This window comes from Gemmatirosa kalamazoonensis (assembly GCF_000522985.1).
Classification (GTDB): Bacteria; Gemmatimonadota; Gemmatimonadetes; order Gemmatimonadales; family Gemmatimonadaceae; genus Gemmatirosa; species Gemmatirosa kalamazoonensis.
Map to the genome: position 1 here is coordinate 3463585 of NZ_CP007128.1, position 14430 is coordinate 3478014.

Annotated in this window: 12 protein-coding genes and 2 tRNA genes; all 14 read right to left on the minus strand. The window is 71.8% G+C overall.

The genetic code is table 11. The features are described from left to right. Positions 1–36 precede the first annotated feature (36 nt). Entirely contained in the window at positions 37–681 is a 645-nt protein-coding gene (gene lexA / locus J421_RS14960; protein WP_025411992.1) for a transcriptional repressor LexA, read from the minus strand. Between the two features lie 149 nt (positions 682–830). Beyond that, the gene (gltX, locus tag J421_RS14965) at positions 831–2312 is read right to left on the minus strand and encodes a glutamate--tRNA ligase (protein ID WP_025411993.1); all 1482 of its coding nucleotides are present in this window, start codon (positions 2310–2312) and stop codon (positions 831–833) included. A gap of 61 nt (positions 2313–2373) precedes the next feature. Then, positions 2374–2463: transfer RNA gene (locus tag J421_RS14970), tRNA-Ser, on the minus strand. Between the two features lie 37 nt (positions 2464–2500). Continuing rightward, positions 2501–2585 (minus strand) — tRNA-Ser (locus J421_RS14975). Between the two features lie 168 nt (positions 2586–2753). Further along, complete coding sequence (locus J421_RS14980) at positions 2754–3209, minus strand: hypothetical protein (RefSeq protein ID WP_025411994.1); 456 nt, start codon at positions 3207–3209, stop codon at positions 2754–2756. Between the two features lie 91 nt (positions 3210–3300). Next, positions 3301–5703 carry a glycosyltransferase family 117 protein gene (locus J421_RS14985; protein ID WP_025411995.1) on the minus strand — a complete coding sequence of 801 codons (2403 nt, stop codon included), beginning with the start codon at positions 5701–5703 and terminating at the stop codon, positions 3301–3303. A gap of 155 nt (positions 5704–5858) precedes the next feature. Further along, positions 5859–7400, minus strand: a complete 1542-nt coding sequence (gene purH / locus J421_RS14990) for a bifunctional phosphoribosylaminoimidazolecarboxamide formyltransferase/IMP cyclohydrolase (protein ID WP_025411996.1) — start codon at positions 7398–7400, stop codon at positions 5859–5861. A gap of 48 nt (positions 7401–7448) precedes the next feature. Beyond that, positions 7449–8147 carry a phosphoribosylglycinamide formyltransferase gene (gene purN, locus J421_RS14995; RefSeq protein ID WP_104023125.1) on the minus strand — a complete coding sequence of 233 codons (699 nt, stop codon included), beginning with the start codon at positions 8145–8147 and terminating at the stop codon, positions 7449–7451. Then, positions 8144–8716 (minus strand): D-glycero-alpha-D-manno-heptose-1,7-bisphosphate 7-phosphatase, encoded by a 573-nt coding sequence (locus J421_RS15000; RefSeq protein WP_025411998.1) that lies wholly within the window; start codon positions 8714–8716, stop codon positions 8144–8146. Before J421_RS15000 ends, purN begins: the two co-directional genes overlap by 4 nt. Then, positions 8713–9036, minus strand: coding sequence for a hypothetical protein (locus tag J421_RS15005; RefSeq protein ID WP_025411999.1), 324 nt, complete (start codon positions 9034–9036; stop codon positions 8713–8715). The genes J421_RS15000 and J421_RS15005 overlap by 4 nt, the downstream gene beginning before the upstream one ends. Further along, on the minus strand, positions 9000–10199 hold the full coding sequence (locus J421_RS15010) for an Ig-like domain-containing protein (protein WP_025412000.1): 1200 nt from the start codon (positions 10197–10199) through the stop codon (positions 9000–9002). Before J421_RS15010 ends, J421_RS15005 begins: the two co-directional genes overlap by 37 nt. Continuing rightward, positions 10196–12994, minus strand: coding sequence for a valine--tRNA ligase (locus J421_RS15015; RefSeq protein WP_104022655.1), 2799 nt, complete (start codon positions 12992–12994; stop codon positions 10196–10198). The genes J421_RS15010 and J421_RS15015 overlap by 4 nt, the downstream gene beginning before the upstream one ends. A gap of 113 nt (positions 12995–13107) precedes the next feature. Continuing rightward, positions 13108–13368 carry a hypothetical protein gene (locus J421_RS15020; RefSeq protein ID WP_025412002.1) on the minus strand — a complete coding sequence of 87 codons (261 nt, stop codon included), beginning with the start codon at positions 13366–13368 and terminating at the stop codon, positions 13108–13110. 143 nt (positions 13369–13511) lie between these two features. Beyond that, positions 13512–14414, minus strand: coding sequence for a BON domain-containing protein (locus tag J421_RS15025; protein WP_025412003.1), 903 nt, complete (start codon positions 14412–14414; stop codon positions 13512–13514). Between the last annotated feature and the right edge of the window lie 16 nt (positions 14415–14430).

Below are 14430 nucleotides of genomic sequence, written 5' to 3' on the forward strand. Positions count from 1 at the left end.
TGCCCTCTTTGCGCTCCTGCCCTCCTGCCCTCTCCGTCAGGTCGTGATCGCGGAGTCGAACGCCTCGCGGTCGAAGAACGGGCGGAAGACGCCGCACACGACACCGACGACCGCGAACGCGCCGTCCAGCGTCTCGGTCGCGCCCGCGCTCTGCGCCGCGTTCAGCACCGCGCTCGCCGCGTCGACCGCGCCGTAGGTCTGGATCGTCGTCTCGTCGCCGAAGCGTACGGCGACGATGTCACCGGCACGCGGCGGCGCCGACGGGGAGACGACGACGTAGTCGCCGTCGAGCACCCCGCGGCTCTTCAGCGAGTCGCCCTTCATGCGGATCACGAACGCGTCGTCGCCCGGCACGAAGCGGCGGTCGAAGCTGATGTGGCCCGCGCGGTCCTCCGGGCGGGCGCTCGCCTCGCCGCCGGCGACCCGCTCGTAGTAGGGGAGCGGCTGCACGCGCGTGGGTCCCGAGTAGCCCACGATGCGCACGCCTCGCGAGCGCGACGGATCACGCTCGATGTACCCCTTGGCGGAGAGCGACTGAAGGAGGTCCGAGACCGTTTTCGTGCTCTTGATCCGGAACTTCTTGCCGATCTCGCGGATGCTCGGCTGGTACGTGTTCTCCGCGAGGAAGTCGAGCAGAAAGTGGTAGACTTTCCGCTCGATCGGGGTGAGAGGCTCCGCCATGAGGGGTCTCCTCTGGATGTGCGTACGCCGGAAACCTGTGGTGGCTTCCGGCGACAAGATTTTGCGCCAATGTAGGATCAAGCGTTCCTGAGGTCAACGACGCGCGTACGGAAAAGTACGGAGTGCGTCACACCGTACCGAGCGCATCGTCACGCTCTGCGCGGCACGCCTTCGATGCGTCGTACCGCGACGTCGAGCCGGTGCAGCGAGCGGTCGCGGCCGAGCAACTCGAGCACGTCGAAGATGCCTGGGCTCGCGGCGGATCCGACGAGCGCCACACGCAGTGGCTGGAACAGCTTGCCAGCACCGACGCCACGCCGCTCGGCGAGCGCGCGGAGGCTCTCCTCCATCGGCGCGGTGCTCCAATCCGGCAGCGCGGCGAGCGTGTCACGTGTCTCGCCGAGCAGCGCCGCGCTGCCTGCGGGGTCCTTCAGCAGGTGCTTCGCGACCGCGTCCTCGTCGTACTCGATGGGATCGCGCAGGAACGGCGGCGCCTGACGCACGATCTCGTCGACCGTGCGGCCGCGCACGCGGAGCTGCTCGAGCAGCCGGGCGTACCAGTCGGGGCGCGCGCGCAGATCCTCCTCCGTCGTGAGCCCAGCGGAGACGAGCGCGGCACCGACGCGCGCCACCACCGCGTCGATCGGGAGCAGCATGAGGTGCTGCCCGTTCATCCACTCGAGCTTCTTCGGGTCGAACACGGCGGCCTTCTTCTGCAGGCCGTCGGTGGAGAACAGCGCGATCATCTCGTCGACGGTCATCACCTCGCGGTCGCCGCCCGGGGACCAGCCGAGCAGCGCGAGAAAGTTGAGCATCGCCTCGGCGAGGATGCCCATGTGCTCATAGTCGCCGACCGCGGTGGCGCCGTGACGCTTGCTGAGCTTCTTGCCGTCCGTCCCGTGAATCATCGGGAGGTGCGCGAACGTCGGCAGCTCGGCGCCGAGCGCCTCGTAGATCAGGATCTGCTTCGGCGTGTTGGAGATGTGGTCGTCGCCGCGCATCACGAGCGTGATCGCCATCGCGATGTCGTCCGACACGACGGCCATGTTGTAGATCGGCGTCCCATCGGAGCGGAGGACGACGAAGTCCTCGATGTCCTTGTTCGGGAACGTGATGCGGCCGTGCACGACGTCGGTCCACGACGTCTCGCCCTCGGGCACGCGGAAGCGCACGGCGAACGGCTCGCCGCTGTCGACGCGGCGAGCCACCTCGTCGGCGGACAGACGGTCGCACCGGCGGTCGTACCGGAACGCGTTGCCCTCCGCCTCGGCCGCCTTTCGGCGCTCGTCGAGCTCCGCGGGCGTGCAGAAGCAGCGGTACGCGGCGCCGCGCTCCACGAGACGCATCGCGTCGGCGCGGTGCCGCTCGCCGTGCGCGCCCTGGAAGACGACCTCCTCGTCCCACGCGAGCCCGAGCCAGCCGAGCCCCTCGAAGATCGCGCGGGTGCTCGCCTCGGTGCTGCGCGCGCGGTCGGTGTCCTCGATGCGGAGCAGGAACTGGCCGCCGTAGTGCTTCGCGTACAGCCAGTTGAACAGCGCGGTGCGCGCGCCGCCGACGTGGAGGTAGCCGGTGGGCGACGGAGCGAAGCGAAGGCGCGGCGTGCGCGCGGAATCGGTGGAATCGGAGCTCATGCGAGATCGGGGTACCGAACGAAAAACGCGGGTCCGCCGGCGAACCGACGGACCCGCGAAGCGGAGAGAGGGGGATTCGAACCCCCGATAGGGGTTGACCCCCTATGCCGGTTTAGCAAACCGGTGCCTTCAGCCACTCGGCCATCTCTCCAGTATTGGCTCCGGCGCAGCGACGAGAAGGAGCCGAGCGGAGGGCCAGGGACTCGAACCCTGAAGTCGCTCGCGCGACGGCGGTTTTCAAGACCGCTGCCTTAACCATTCGGCCAGCCCTCCTCGAACCAAAGGCCTGGGCCCGTCTACGAAAGATGGCCGGGGTCGTAGGCCGACGCAAGGCGAGCCGCTGTGGGCTGCAAGTACGCCCGACCCGAGATGTGCGAGCGGGGCCGCGCGACGATGTCGCGCGGCCCCGCTCGATTTCGCGGCTCACGACGCCGAGCGTCGTCAGGCCTCGAGGTCGCCCGTCGGCATGAACGCGAACATCGGCGCGAGCGCCTCGAGACGGCACCAGCCTCGTGCCGGCCGCACCGCGACGAGGAACGGGATCTCGGGCTTCGGCACGTGGGCGTACGCGGTCCAGAACGCACGCTCGCGCGGCAGGAAGTGCTCGTAGTCCATGCTCGCCGAGGGGTCCGCCGCATCGACCACGAACGTGAGGCGCTTGCGCCCGCTGACCGTGCGGATGTGCGGTACCACGGTCGCCTCGTCCCCGAACACCGCGACCGCGAGCGTCCACAGCGCGCGGTGGAATGGCTCGAGCCGATGCCGCGTGATGTAGCGCTGCACGTCGTTGCGTGGGTTGCGCGCGGATCCGCCTACCGTGTGCTTGTGCCGGCGGTCGGTGCGCGGGCTCGCATCCGAATCGTGGTCGGCGCGCTTCGCTGGGCGCGGGTCGGTCATGAACCCTCCGTAATGAAAGCGGGCGGCGGAACCCAGTGGTCCCACCGCCCGCAACTCGCAAACGCCGCACCGTCAAGCGCGTTCCACGCGATCAGCGTGGGGGCGCCACCTTGGTCGGCGGGGGCGCGCCACTCTTCGCGCCGGGGAGCGCGGCCGAGTCGGTTGGCGCGGCAGGGATGAGGTTGGGCAGCGGGCTCTCGCCCGGGCCCGTGATGTTCGGGATCGGACGGTCGAGGCCGAAGTCGCGCTCGCTGTGCATGGCGCGGGCGAGCTGCTGCGTGGTGGCCATCACCTGCTGCGCGACCTGCGGGCGCCCCGTGCGCGCGAGCGCCTCGGCGAGCTCGATCCCCGTGATCGTGTAGAGGTCGGGGATGCCGCGGCTCGGCATGTCCACCCAGTCGCCCCGCTTGATGAGCGCCTTCGGTCCCTCGAACACGGACTGCCAGAGGTCGGTCGTGCGCTTCAGGTCCACCCATCCCTCGCCCTGCATCATGATCGTGTCCTTGCCGGGCACGGGAGGCGTGGGAAGCAGCTTGCGGGCGAGTCCCTGGGTCAGCAGGTAGCTCTGCAGACCGAGCTCCTGGCCGTAGCCGCCCGACGTGCGGCTGAAGTACACCGGCCGCTCGGGGTACGCGTCGCGGATCATGTAGAGCACGAGCAGATCCGCGCGGTAGAGCTCCTGCCCCTGGATGGTGGCGTGGATCGTGTCCGCGCCGACGCCCTTCACGAACGTGTTCTGCTGCCCGAGGCTGATCCCGAGCGGGATCGCGTCGAGCTCCTTCATGCTGAGATTGATCGGCGGCTTCGTGGGCTTCGGCCACGTCTGCCCGCGGTAGATCGCCGGACCCTTCGCGGCGTCGTACTCGTACACGGGGCGCCTAACGAGCTGCCGCGTGTACCAGTCGGTGTTCAGCAGGGACGTGTTCGCGATGATGACGTCCTTCCGGATCCCCTCGACCTCCTGCGCATACCAGAGCGGGAAGGTGTCGTTGTCGCCGACGGTGACGAGGATGCCGTACGGCTCGACGGAGTTCAGCAGATCCTTCGCGAACGCCGCGGTGTCCTTCTGGTTCGCGCGCGACGCCTGCTTCCAGTTGCCGAAGAGCGGAATCAACGCGAGCGCCAGCGTCGGCGACGCGAGCAGCCAGCTCCGCTCGCGCGGCTGGTCGACGTACTGCCGGCCGAGCTTCACCTTGTCGGCGCCGAACAGCGCGGCGATGGACTCCCACACCCACACGAGGCCCAGCGCGGCCCACACGCCCCACGTGGAGAAGCTCCAGATGTAGAAGTAGTCGCGGTCGCGCACCTCGCGCTGGACGTTGTTCCCCAGCTCCGGCGCCTGCGACGCGCCGTACTTGAAGTTCATGTAGTAGATCAGCGCGAACGTCACCGTGAACACGAGCGGGCCGAAGAACCAGAACGATTGTCGGTCCCGGTTCCAGTGCACCCACCCGCCCACGAGGCCGAGGGCGAGGAACAGCACCGCGAGGCCGCTCTGCAGCCCAGGCAGCTCGCTGTGGGCATCGCGCAGCCACTGCCACTTGAAGTACAGCCACCACATCCCGACCTGCGCGGTGAACGGCGCCTGGCGCTCGGCGAGCGACGGCTTGCCGTACTGGTCGCGATTGATGTTCGCCATCAACCGGTCGTAGGTCAGCTTGCTCAGCGTGCAGTCGACCTTGGGACCGTTCGTGCACGCCGTGGGCTCGCCCTCGTTGATGGCGGGGAAGTGCGCGGCGCGGATCGGCTGGTAGACGAACGGTGTGAGGCCGACGATGAACGCGGCCGCGCCGGCGAGCAGCAGCTTCCAGCGGAGCAGCGTGAGCGGCTTGCGGATCAGCACCGCCGCCGCGACGGCCGGCGCGACGAGGAAGCCCGCGGGGTGGTTCGCGTAGCCCAGGCCGATGAGATACGCGACGAGCACCAGCGTGCGGTCGGCGCGCGTCCCTTCGGGCTCGTCGGACCAGCGCACCATGAGCCACGACACGATCGCGAAGAACAGCAGCGAGACGGTGTAGACCTTCTCGTTCACCACGCTCTGGTTCCACACCGTGAACGCCGTGGCGCCGATGAGCGCCGCGACCGCGCCGCCGACGATGCGCTGCCAGCGGCGGGCGAGCCAGCTCACGAGCACGCGCTCGGCGACGAGGAACCAGAGGCCGGCCGAGACCGCGCTGCACAGCGCTGCGAGCACGTTGATGCGAGCGGCGACGCTGCCGCCGATGGGCAGCAGCGACGCGACGCGGCCGATCAGCACGAAGAACGGGTTGCCCGGCGGGTGCGGGATGCCGAGCACGTACGCGGCGGCGATGTACTCGCTCGTGTCCCACATCGACGTCGACGGGGCGAGCGTGAGCAGGTAGAGCACGAGCACGACGAGCGACACGACGCCGGCCGCGATGTACGAGGGACGGTAGTCCAGCTCGGCGGTCGCGGCGGCGGGACTCGACCGCTCAGTGGCGGCGAGGCGCTCGGATCGGACGGAGGTGGCCATGACGGGTGAAGCGGGGAGATCGGGAGCTGCCGAACGTAAACCAGAAGAATAGCCGGTTCGTCACCGGAACCCATGGCTGCGTGGCTGCGTAGCTGCGTAGCTCCGTGTGACTCCGGCGCTTACGCAGCCACGCAGCCACGCAGTCACTCAGCGGGTCAATGCCGGAACAACCGCACCCCGGTAAATACCATCGCCATGCCGTGCTCGTTCGCCGCCGCCACGACCTCGGCGTCGCGGACGGAGCCGCCGGGCTGCACGATGGCGCGCACGCCGGCCGCCGCGGCCTGGTCGACGCCGTCGCGGAACGGGAAGAACGCGTCCGAGGCGAGCGCGGTACCGGCGGTGTCGTGGCCGAGCTGCCGCGCCTTGTGCCCGGCGAGGAACGACGCATCGACGCGCGACATCTGCCCGGCGCCGATGCCGATCGTCGCGCCGCCGCGGGCGAGCACGATGGCGTTGGATTTCACGCTCGCCACGGCGCGCCACGCGAAACGGAGGTCGTCGAGCTCCTCGTCGGTCGGCGCGCGGTCGGTGACGACGGTCCAGCCATCGTCGACGCTCACGGCAGGCAGCCGGTCCTGGACGAGCAGCCCGCCGCGCACGCGCTTCACGTCGAGCGCGCGCGGGTCGGCCGGGGCGCGCCCCTCGAGGATGCGCAGGTTCTTCTTGCGGCCGAGCGTCTCGATCGCGCCGGGTGTGAACTCGGGAGCGACGACGCACTCGACGAACAGGCGGCTGATCGACTCCGCGGCCTCGTCGTCGACCGGCACGGTGAGCGCGATGATGCCGCCGAACGCGCTCGTGGGATCGCAGGCGAGCGCCTTCTCGTACGCCTCCCGCGCCGTGGCGCCGATGGCGAGGCCGCACGGCGTGGTGTGCTTCACGATCGCGCAGCAGGCGCGCGTCTCGTCGGCGAACGGATCGGTGGCGAGCAGCGCGCCCTCGAGGTCCAGTAGGTTGTTGAACGACAACTCCTTGCCGCCGCGCTGGACGAGCGCGCCGAGCCCCGCACCGCGCCGCTCGACGTAGAACGCGGCGCGCTGGTGCGGGTTCTCGCCGTAGCGCAGTCCCTGCGCGCGCTCCACGGCGAGCGTCAGGCGCGCGGGAAAGCGGTCGCCTTCCTGCTCGGCGAACCACGCGGCGATCGCGGCGTCGTAGGCGGCGGTGTGGGCGAAGACCTTGGCCGCGAGGCGGCGGCGGAGGACGCGCAGGTCTTCCGCCGCCGCGCCGCGCAGGACGCCTAACACCTCGTCATAGTCCGCCGGGTCGACGACGACCGTGACGGCGTCGTGGTTCTTCGCCGCGGAGCGGAGCATCGACGGGCCGCCGATGTCGATCTGCTCGACGACGTCGTCGCGCGTCGCGCCGGGGCGCGCAGCGGTCTCGCGGAACGGGTACAGGTTCACGACGACGACGTCGATCGGCTGGATGTCGTGCGCGGCGATCGCGTCCATGTGCCCGGGCAGGTCACGGCGCGCGAGGAGACCGCCGTGCACGACGGGGTGCAGCGTCTTCACCCGGCCGTCGAGCATCTCGGGGAAGCCCGTGATCTCGCTGACGTCCATGACCTGAAGGCCGGCGTCGCGCAGCGCTCGCGCGGTACCGCCGGTGGAGACCAGCTCGGCGCCTAACGCCATCAGGCCGCGGGCGAGGTCGACGAGTCCGGTCTTGTCGGAGACGGAGAGCAGAGCGCGCATTGGGGAAAGCGTGGAGCGGGGAGCGGGGAACGCGGCGAGACGGGGTGCCTAACGGAGCGCGCGGTCGATCTCGTGCGCGACGGCGTCGGCGTCGGTCGTGACCGTGAACGCGGCATCGGGCGGGCCATCGCGGAACGCGCCGACCACGGAGCCGTCGGGCGCGAGGCGCACGTCACCCGCGGCCACCGCCTGCACCACGCGCGGCAGCAGCAGGTGCTCCACGCGCAGCACCCGCTTCGCGAGCGTGTCGGCGAAGTCGGTGGCGTAGACGGGTACCGGCCACTGCGCGGCGATGGGACCGCGGTCGTACTGGTCGTCGACGAAGTGCACGGTCGCTCCCGAGATGCGGGCGCCGGCGTCGAGCACCGCCTGGTGCACGCGCGCGCCGTACATGCCCGCGCCGCCGAACGCGGGGAGCAGGGCAGGGTGCACGTTCAGCATGCGGCCGCGGAAGCGGGCGACGACCGCGCGGGGCACGAGCTTCAGGTAGCCGGCGAGCACGACGAGGTCGACGCGCTGCGCCTGCAGCAGCGCGAGCAGCGCGTCGCCGTCGCCCGGCTCGCGCAGCGTGTCGGCGGCGATGCCGCGCGCCCGGGCGCGGTCGAGCGCACCGGCGTCGGCGCGGTTCGCGAGGACGAGCACCACGTCCGCCGCGCGCGCGTCGCCGAGCGCGTCGAGGTGGTCGAGCAGCGCCTGGAGGTTGGAGCCGCCGCCGGAGGCGAGCACCGCGATGCGCGCGCGGTTCACGACGCGCTCCCCCGCCACGCGAGCACGCGATCCACCGCGGCGTCGAGCGTGGTGTTCAGCGTGAACTCGTCGCGCGCGCGCTGCTGGTCGAGCCACTTCGTGTCGCGCGACGGCACGAGCACGCCGAGGCCGCCGAGTCGCCGCGCCGGCTCCACGTCGCGCAGCTTGTCGCCCACGTAGGCCGAACGGGCGAGGTCGATGCCGTGCTCCGCCGCGGCGCGCTCGTACAGCGCGGTGCCCGGCTTGCGGCACGCGCAGGGTCCGGTCACCTCGGGGAGGTGTGGGCAGAAGTAGCTCGCGTCGAGCCGCGCCCCGCCGGTGCCCAACAGCTCCCCGACGCGCGCCTCGACGCGCCGGTAGTCGTCTTCGGTGAGCATGCCGCGCGCGATGCCGGACTGGTTCGTGACCACGATGGCGAGCCACCCGGCCTGGTTGATTCGCCGCACCGCGCCCGCCGCGCCGGGGCGGAGGACGACCTTCGTGGGATCGGCGATGTAGTGCACGTCGTCGATCAGCGTGCCGTCGCGGTCGAAGAACACCGCCCGGCGGCCGGCTCCGTCGTCGCTCATCGCGGCCGGCCCGGCACGCGGCGCGCCGTATCGTTGGGCACGCGCCGCGTCGTATCGTTAGGCACCCGGCGCGTCGTGTCGTTGGGCACCCGGCGCGTCGTGTCGTTGGGCACCCGGCGCGTCGTATCGCCCGGCGCGCGGCGCGTGCTGTCCGGCGGCGGCTCGGCCTTCGGCGTGGTGAACTGGCGCTCGCTCAGCGCGAGCGTGACGCCGGAGACCGAGCGCTGCCCGCTTGCCGACACGCGGTAGAACGCGTTCGGCCGCAGCGGCTGGCGAAGCACGATCACGATGTCGGTGGACGGCGACGGACGGCTCGGCACCGGCGGCGGTGCGGGCGGGCGGCCGCGCGTCGAGTCGCGGCGCGCCGCGGCGATGCTGTCGCGGCGCGCGCGCGCCGTGTCGACCCGCGGAGCGGCGGGCGCTCGACGCGTCGTGTCGCGCGCGGTCCCGGCGCGGGCGATCGAGTCGGCGCGCGCGCGCGCGCGATGCGCGCCTTCAGGCTGTCGAAGTCGACGGCACGGTACGCGGCGATCACCGGCACCACCGTCGAGTCGCGGCCGACGACGCGGAAGCGATCGGGCGTGACCGGAGCGGCCGGGTCGAGCGGCTTGTCGAACGTGAGGCGCAGCGTGACGCTGTCGGTGACGGCGACGGTGGTGAGCCGCGGACCCAGGGTGTCGTGCACGAACGCGAGTAGCTCGACCTTCGCCGAGTCGCCGCGCGCGAACTGCGGCGGCCCGACGCTCACGAGGTCGTACGCCTCGCGCGGGTCGAACGCGCGGTTGTTGTTCACGTCGAGCACGCCGCGAAACGCGTACGTGCCCACCGGCAGGTTGCGCATGACGAAGCGGCCGCCGGTGTCGGTGACCGCGACGTACGTGACGCTGTCGGGACCGATCGCCTCGACGAGCGCGCGCTGCGCGACGCGGCCCGCGACCCAGTCGAACACGATGCCGCCGACGCGCCCCGTGTCGAGCGTGGGTCCGGTGGAGAACACGACGACGATGGCCGAGTCGCGGACGTTGCTGCGCAGATCCGCGAGGCCCGGCAGCACGGTGAGCGTGTACGTCGTGTTCGCGCGCAGCGGCTGGCGCGCGTGCACGGTGACGCGGTCGCGATGCCAGTCCGCGCGCAGCGCGCCGGCGCGCGGCGACAGCACCATGATCGACGCGAGGTTCGGCCCCGTGGGATTGCCGGTGAACGAGCCGCCGCCCGCCGCCGGCGCGCCGCTCGCCGCGTTCGCGCCGGTAGGCACCTCGGCCACGACCTCGTCGAACTCGAGCTCGAACTCGCGTGGATGCACGTTCGTGGCGCCGCTCTCCGGCGAGATGCGCAGCAGCTGCGGCGGCGAGTCATCGGGCGGGCCGCCCGGCGGGATGCCGGGCGACGCGCAGCGCGACGCGGCGAGGGCGAGCGCGGCGACCGACGCGACCGCGGCGAGCCGCCTAACGACGCCGCGGCCGCCGCGACCCGCGCCGGTCACTGCGCGCCGCACAGCGCGCTGAGCTTCGCCGCGAGCTGCGCGCGCCGCTCCGTCCAGTCGCGCTCCTTGACGCGCTCCTTCTCCACCACGTCGGCCGGCGCGCCGGAGACGAAGCGCTCGTTCGACAGCCGGCCGCGCAGCGCGCCGAGCTGCTTGTCGAGGTCCGCGAGCTCCTTGCCGAGCTTCGCGCACTCCTTCTCCACGTCGACGATGCCGCCGAGCGGCACGACGAGCTCCACGCCCCGTCCGATGACGACGTGCGCCGCGCCGCCGCCCGCCGGCGCGGAGGGCGCGACGGTGAGGCGCGCGCGCGCGAGCCGCCCGACGAGCGCCGCCTCCTGCTCGAACACGGCGCGCGCGTCGTCGCCGGCGACGATCACCGCGTCGATCCACGCACTCGGCGCGATCACGTACTCCGAGCGGGTGCGGCGCAGCCCCTCCACGGCGGCGCGCACGATCTCGAACTCCGCCACCCGCGCGTCCGTCGCGCCGGCGTCGCCGGTGCGCAGGTGCGGCCACGCGGCGCGCGCGAGCAGCTCGCCCTCGACGCGCCCGGGGATGCGCTGCCACAGCGACTCGGTGATGAACGGCACGATCGGATGCAGCAGCCGCATCGCCTGGTCGAAGCAGTGCGTGAGCACGGCGCGCGCGACCTCGCGATCCTCGGGCGTCGCGTCCGGGCCGGCGAGGCGCCCCTTCGTCGACTCCACGTACCAGTCGGCGAGCTCGTTCCACGCGAAGCGGCGCGCCGCCTCGGCGTACTCGTTCAGCCGCAGGCCGACGAACCGCTCGGCGCTCGCCCAGCGGTGCGAGGCGTCCGGGCGCGCGGGGCCCAGCGCGCCGTCGCACTCGGCCACCGCCATGTCGAGGCGCGCGAGGATCCAGCGGTCGGCGCGCGTGAGGCGCGACCGGTCGACGTCGGCGAGCGGCCTAACGGGCTCGTCGCCGACGTTGGTGAGCAGGAAGCGGCCGATGTTCCACAGCTTCGTGCAGAAGTTGCGGCCCGCGGCGAACGACTTCTCGAGATCGCGGTTGTCGAGGATGACGTCGGCGCCGAGGCCGAGCCCTGCGATCACCGTCCACCGCAGCGCGTCGGCGCCGTAGAGCGCGACGACGTCGAGCGGGTCGATGCCGTTGCCCAACGACTTGGACATCTTGCGGTGCTGCGTGTCGCGCACCGTGCCGGTGAGGTACACGGTGTGGAACGGCACGCGGCCCTTGAACTCGAGGCCGGCCATGATCATGCGCGCGACCCAGAAGAACAGGATCTCGGGCGCCGTCACGAGCACGTCGGTCGGATAGAACGCCTCGAGGTCGGGCGTCTCGTCGGGCCAGCCGAGCGTGGAGAGCGGCCAGAGCCACGACGAGAACCACGTGTCGAGCACGTCCTCGTCCTGCCTAACGGTGCCGCCGCACGTCGGACAGCTCGCGACGTCGGCGCGGCTCACGATCGGCTCGCCGCCGCACGCGTCGCAGTACCACACCGGAATGCGGTGTCCCCACCAGAGCTGACGCGAGATGTTCCAGTCGCGGATCCCCTCGAGCCAGTTCACGTAGACGGCGTCCCACCGCTCGGGGAGGACGCGCGTCTCGCCGCGGCGATGCGCGGCGAGCGCCGGCTCGGCCAGCGGCGCCATGCGCACGAACCACTGATCGCTGAGGCGCGGCTCGACCACGGTCTCGCAGCGGTAGCACTTCCGCACCGCGTGCGGGTGGTTCTCCACCTTCTCCAGCCGTCCGGCCTCGCGCAGCAGCTCGACGATGCGCTCGCGCGCCGCGTCGCGATCGAGCCCGCGGATCCCATCGGGCACGCGCCCGGCCGCGTCGGAGACCTCGTCCATGATCGCCTCGGCGGTCATGACGATCGGCTGCGGCAGACCGTGGCGGCGGCCGACCTCGAAGTCGTTCGCGTCGTGCGCCGGCGTGATCTTCACCACGCCGGTGCCGAACGTCGGGTCGGTGTACTCGTCGGCGACGACGGGGATGGGGATGTTCACGATCGGCAGCAGCACGTACGTGCCGACGAGATCGCGGTACCGATCGTCGCTCGGGTTCACGGCGACGGCCACGTCGCCGAGCATCGTCTCGGGGCGCGTGGTGGCCACCGTGACCGAGCGCGTGGGGTCGTCCTGCAGCGGGTAGCTGATGTGGTACAGCTTCCCCTGCGCGTCGTGGAACTCCGCCTCCTCGTCGGAGAGCGACGTCATGCAGCGCGGGCACCAGTGGATGACGCGGTGGCCCTTGTAGACGAGCCCCCGCTCCCACAGCCGCACGAACGCCTCGCGCACGGCGCGCGACAGCTCGGGGGAGAGCGTGTACGCGGTGCGCGTCCAGTCGCACGAGCAGCCGATGGCGCGGAGCTGCTGGAGGATGGCGCCACCGGTCTCCTCGACGAACTTGACGGTGCGCTCGACGAACGCTTCACGCCCGAGGTCGTAGCGGGTGAGCCCCTCGCGGGCGATCTGCTTCTCCACGACGTTCTGCGTGGCGATGCCGGCGTGGTCGGTGCCGGGGACCCACAGCGTCTCGTCGCCGGCCATGCGCCGCCACCGGACGATGACGTCCTGGACGCTGTTGTTCAGCCCGTGCCCCATGTGGAGCACCGCGGTGACGTTCGGCGGCGGGATGACGATGGTGAACGGCGGCCGGGGCCCGCCGAGGCGCGCGCTGTCCTCGGGGCGGGCGGCGAACACGCCGGCCTCCTCCCAGGCGGCGTACACTGCCGGCTCGGTGGCCGCGGCGTTGTAGATCGGCGGGATGGGCGAGGCGCCCGTCGTGTCGGTCGGAGCGGTCATCCCGCAATTCTAACGAGGGCAGGAGGGCAGGAGGGCAAGAGGGCAGGAGGGCAGGAGGGCTGTCGACTCTCCTGCCCTCCTGCCCTCCTGCCCTCTTGCCCTCGGGCCGCGCGTCAGCGCTGGCCCGTCGGGCCGGCGTCCGGCCGACGGAAGCGCTCGGTGACCTCGCGGTTCACGTCGATCTCGCGCTGGAGCTCGTCGGCGCGGCGGCCGCCCTCCAGGCCGACGTCCTCGACGGCGCCGCCGAGGCGGACGTCATCGGCGATGAACTCCGGCCCGTTCGGGTCGGCGAGCTTGTCCTCGAAATCTTCCTGGCGGACCTTGAAGTGTCCGCTGCGGTCCCGTCCGTTGTGCGGTTTCTGGCGATCCGACATCTACTTCCTCCGTGTTGGTACGTCCGACTGCCTTCGGCAAGGCTCGGACCCGCCGACACCGGAGACAGCGAGCGTGGAGCGCGGAGCGGGGAGCGTGGAGACCGAATCGGCTCCACGCTCCCCGCTCCGCGCTCCGCGCTCGCTCAATCAGCGCGCGTGACTCGTCCGGTCTGCTCGCGAAGGATCGGCTCGGCCGACGCGGGGTCGGCGACGTGGTCGCCCTTCGGGACGCCGCTGGGCGCGACGGGGGCGCCGCCGGTGCGGTCGCCCGGGGTCGATTCGGCGCGGTCGCGGCGCTCGGCGAGGCCGTCGATGTCCTCGGCGGCGGCGCGGATCGCCTTGTCCTTCCCCTGCCAGCGGTCCTCGAGCACCGCGCGCGGGTCGGAGTGGCGGCCGGGGTCGGCCGAGGTGCCCTGGCGGGGCCGGCCGGTGCCGACGCCCTGGCCCTCCCATCGGGGCGAGGTCTCCGCTTCGCCGCTCTCGTAGCGGCGGGCCGAATCATCCATGCGCTCCTCCTCGTCGCGGACGACGAGTCTGTTGACGACGGTGTCCACCCCCGGCACGCCGCGGGTGACGGTGACGGCGTGCTGGGTCTCGTCCTCGGCGTGGACCCAGCCGGTGAGCTCGATGATCCCGCGGCCGATCGCGCCGATGTCGATCGCGCGCTCGCTCAGGATCGGGTCGTTGCGGAACGCTTCCAGGACACGCTCCTCCAGCTCCTCGCCCTCGTCGGCGTACTCGTCGTCGAGCGGCTCGTCGTCGTAGTCCTGTCCCTCGATGCCGCGGTCGCGGAAGCCGGCGGCCTCGCGCTCGCGCCGCTCGCCGTCGCCGAAGCGATCGGCGAACCGCTCGCCGAAGCGCTCGCCGATGCGATCGCGCACGCCGCGCGAGACCTTCTCGGAAAGGGCCGAGAGCCCCCCGTACCGCTGGGCGAGCAACACTCCGGCGGCGATGCCGGCGAGCGCGCCGACGGCCACGAAGAGGCCGACGTTGCTCGAGTCTTCGTGCCGGCGACGGCGGCGGAGCGCACGGTACCTGGATGCCATGTTCGTGAGTGGTCGA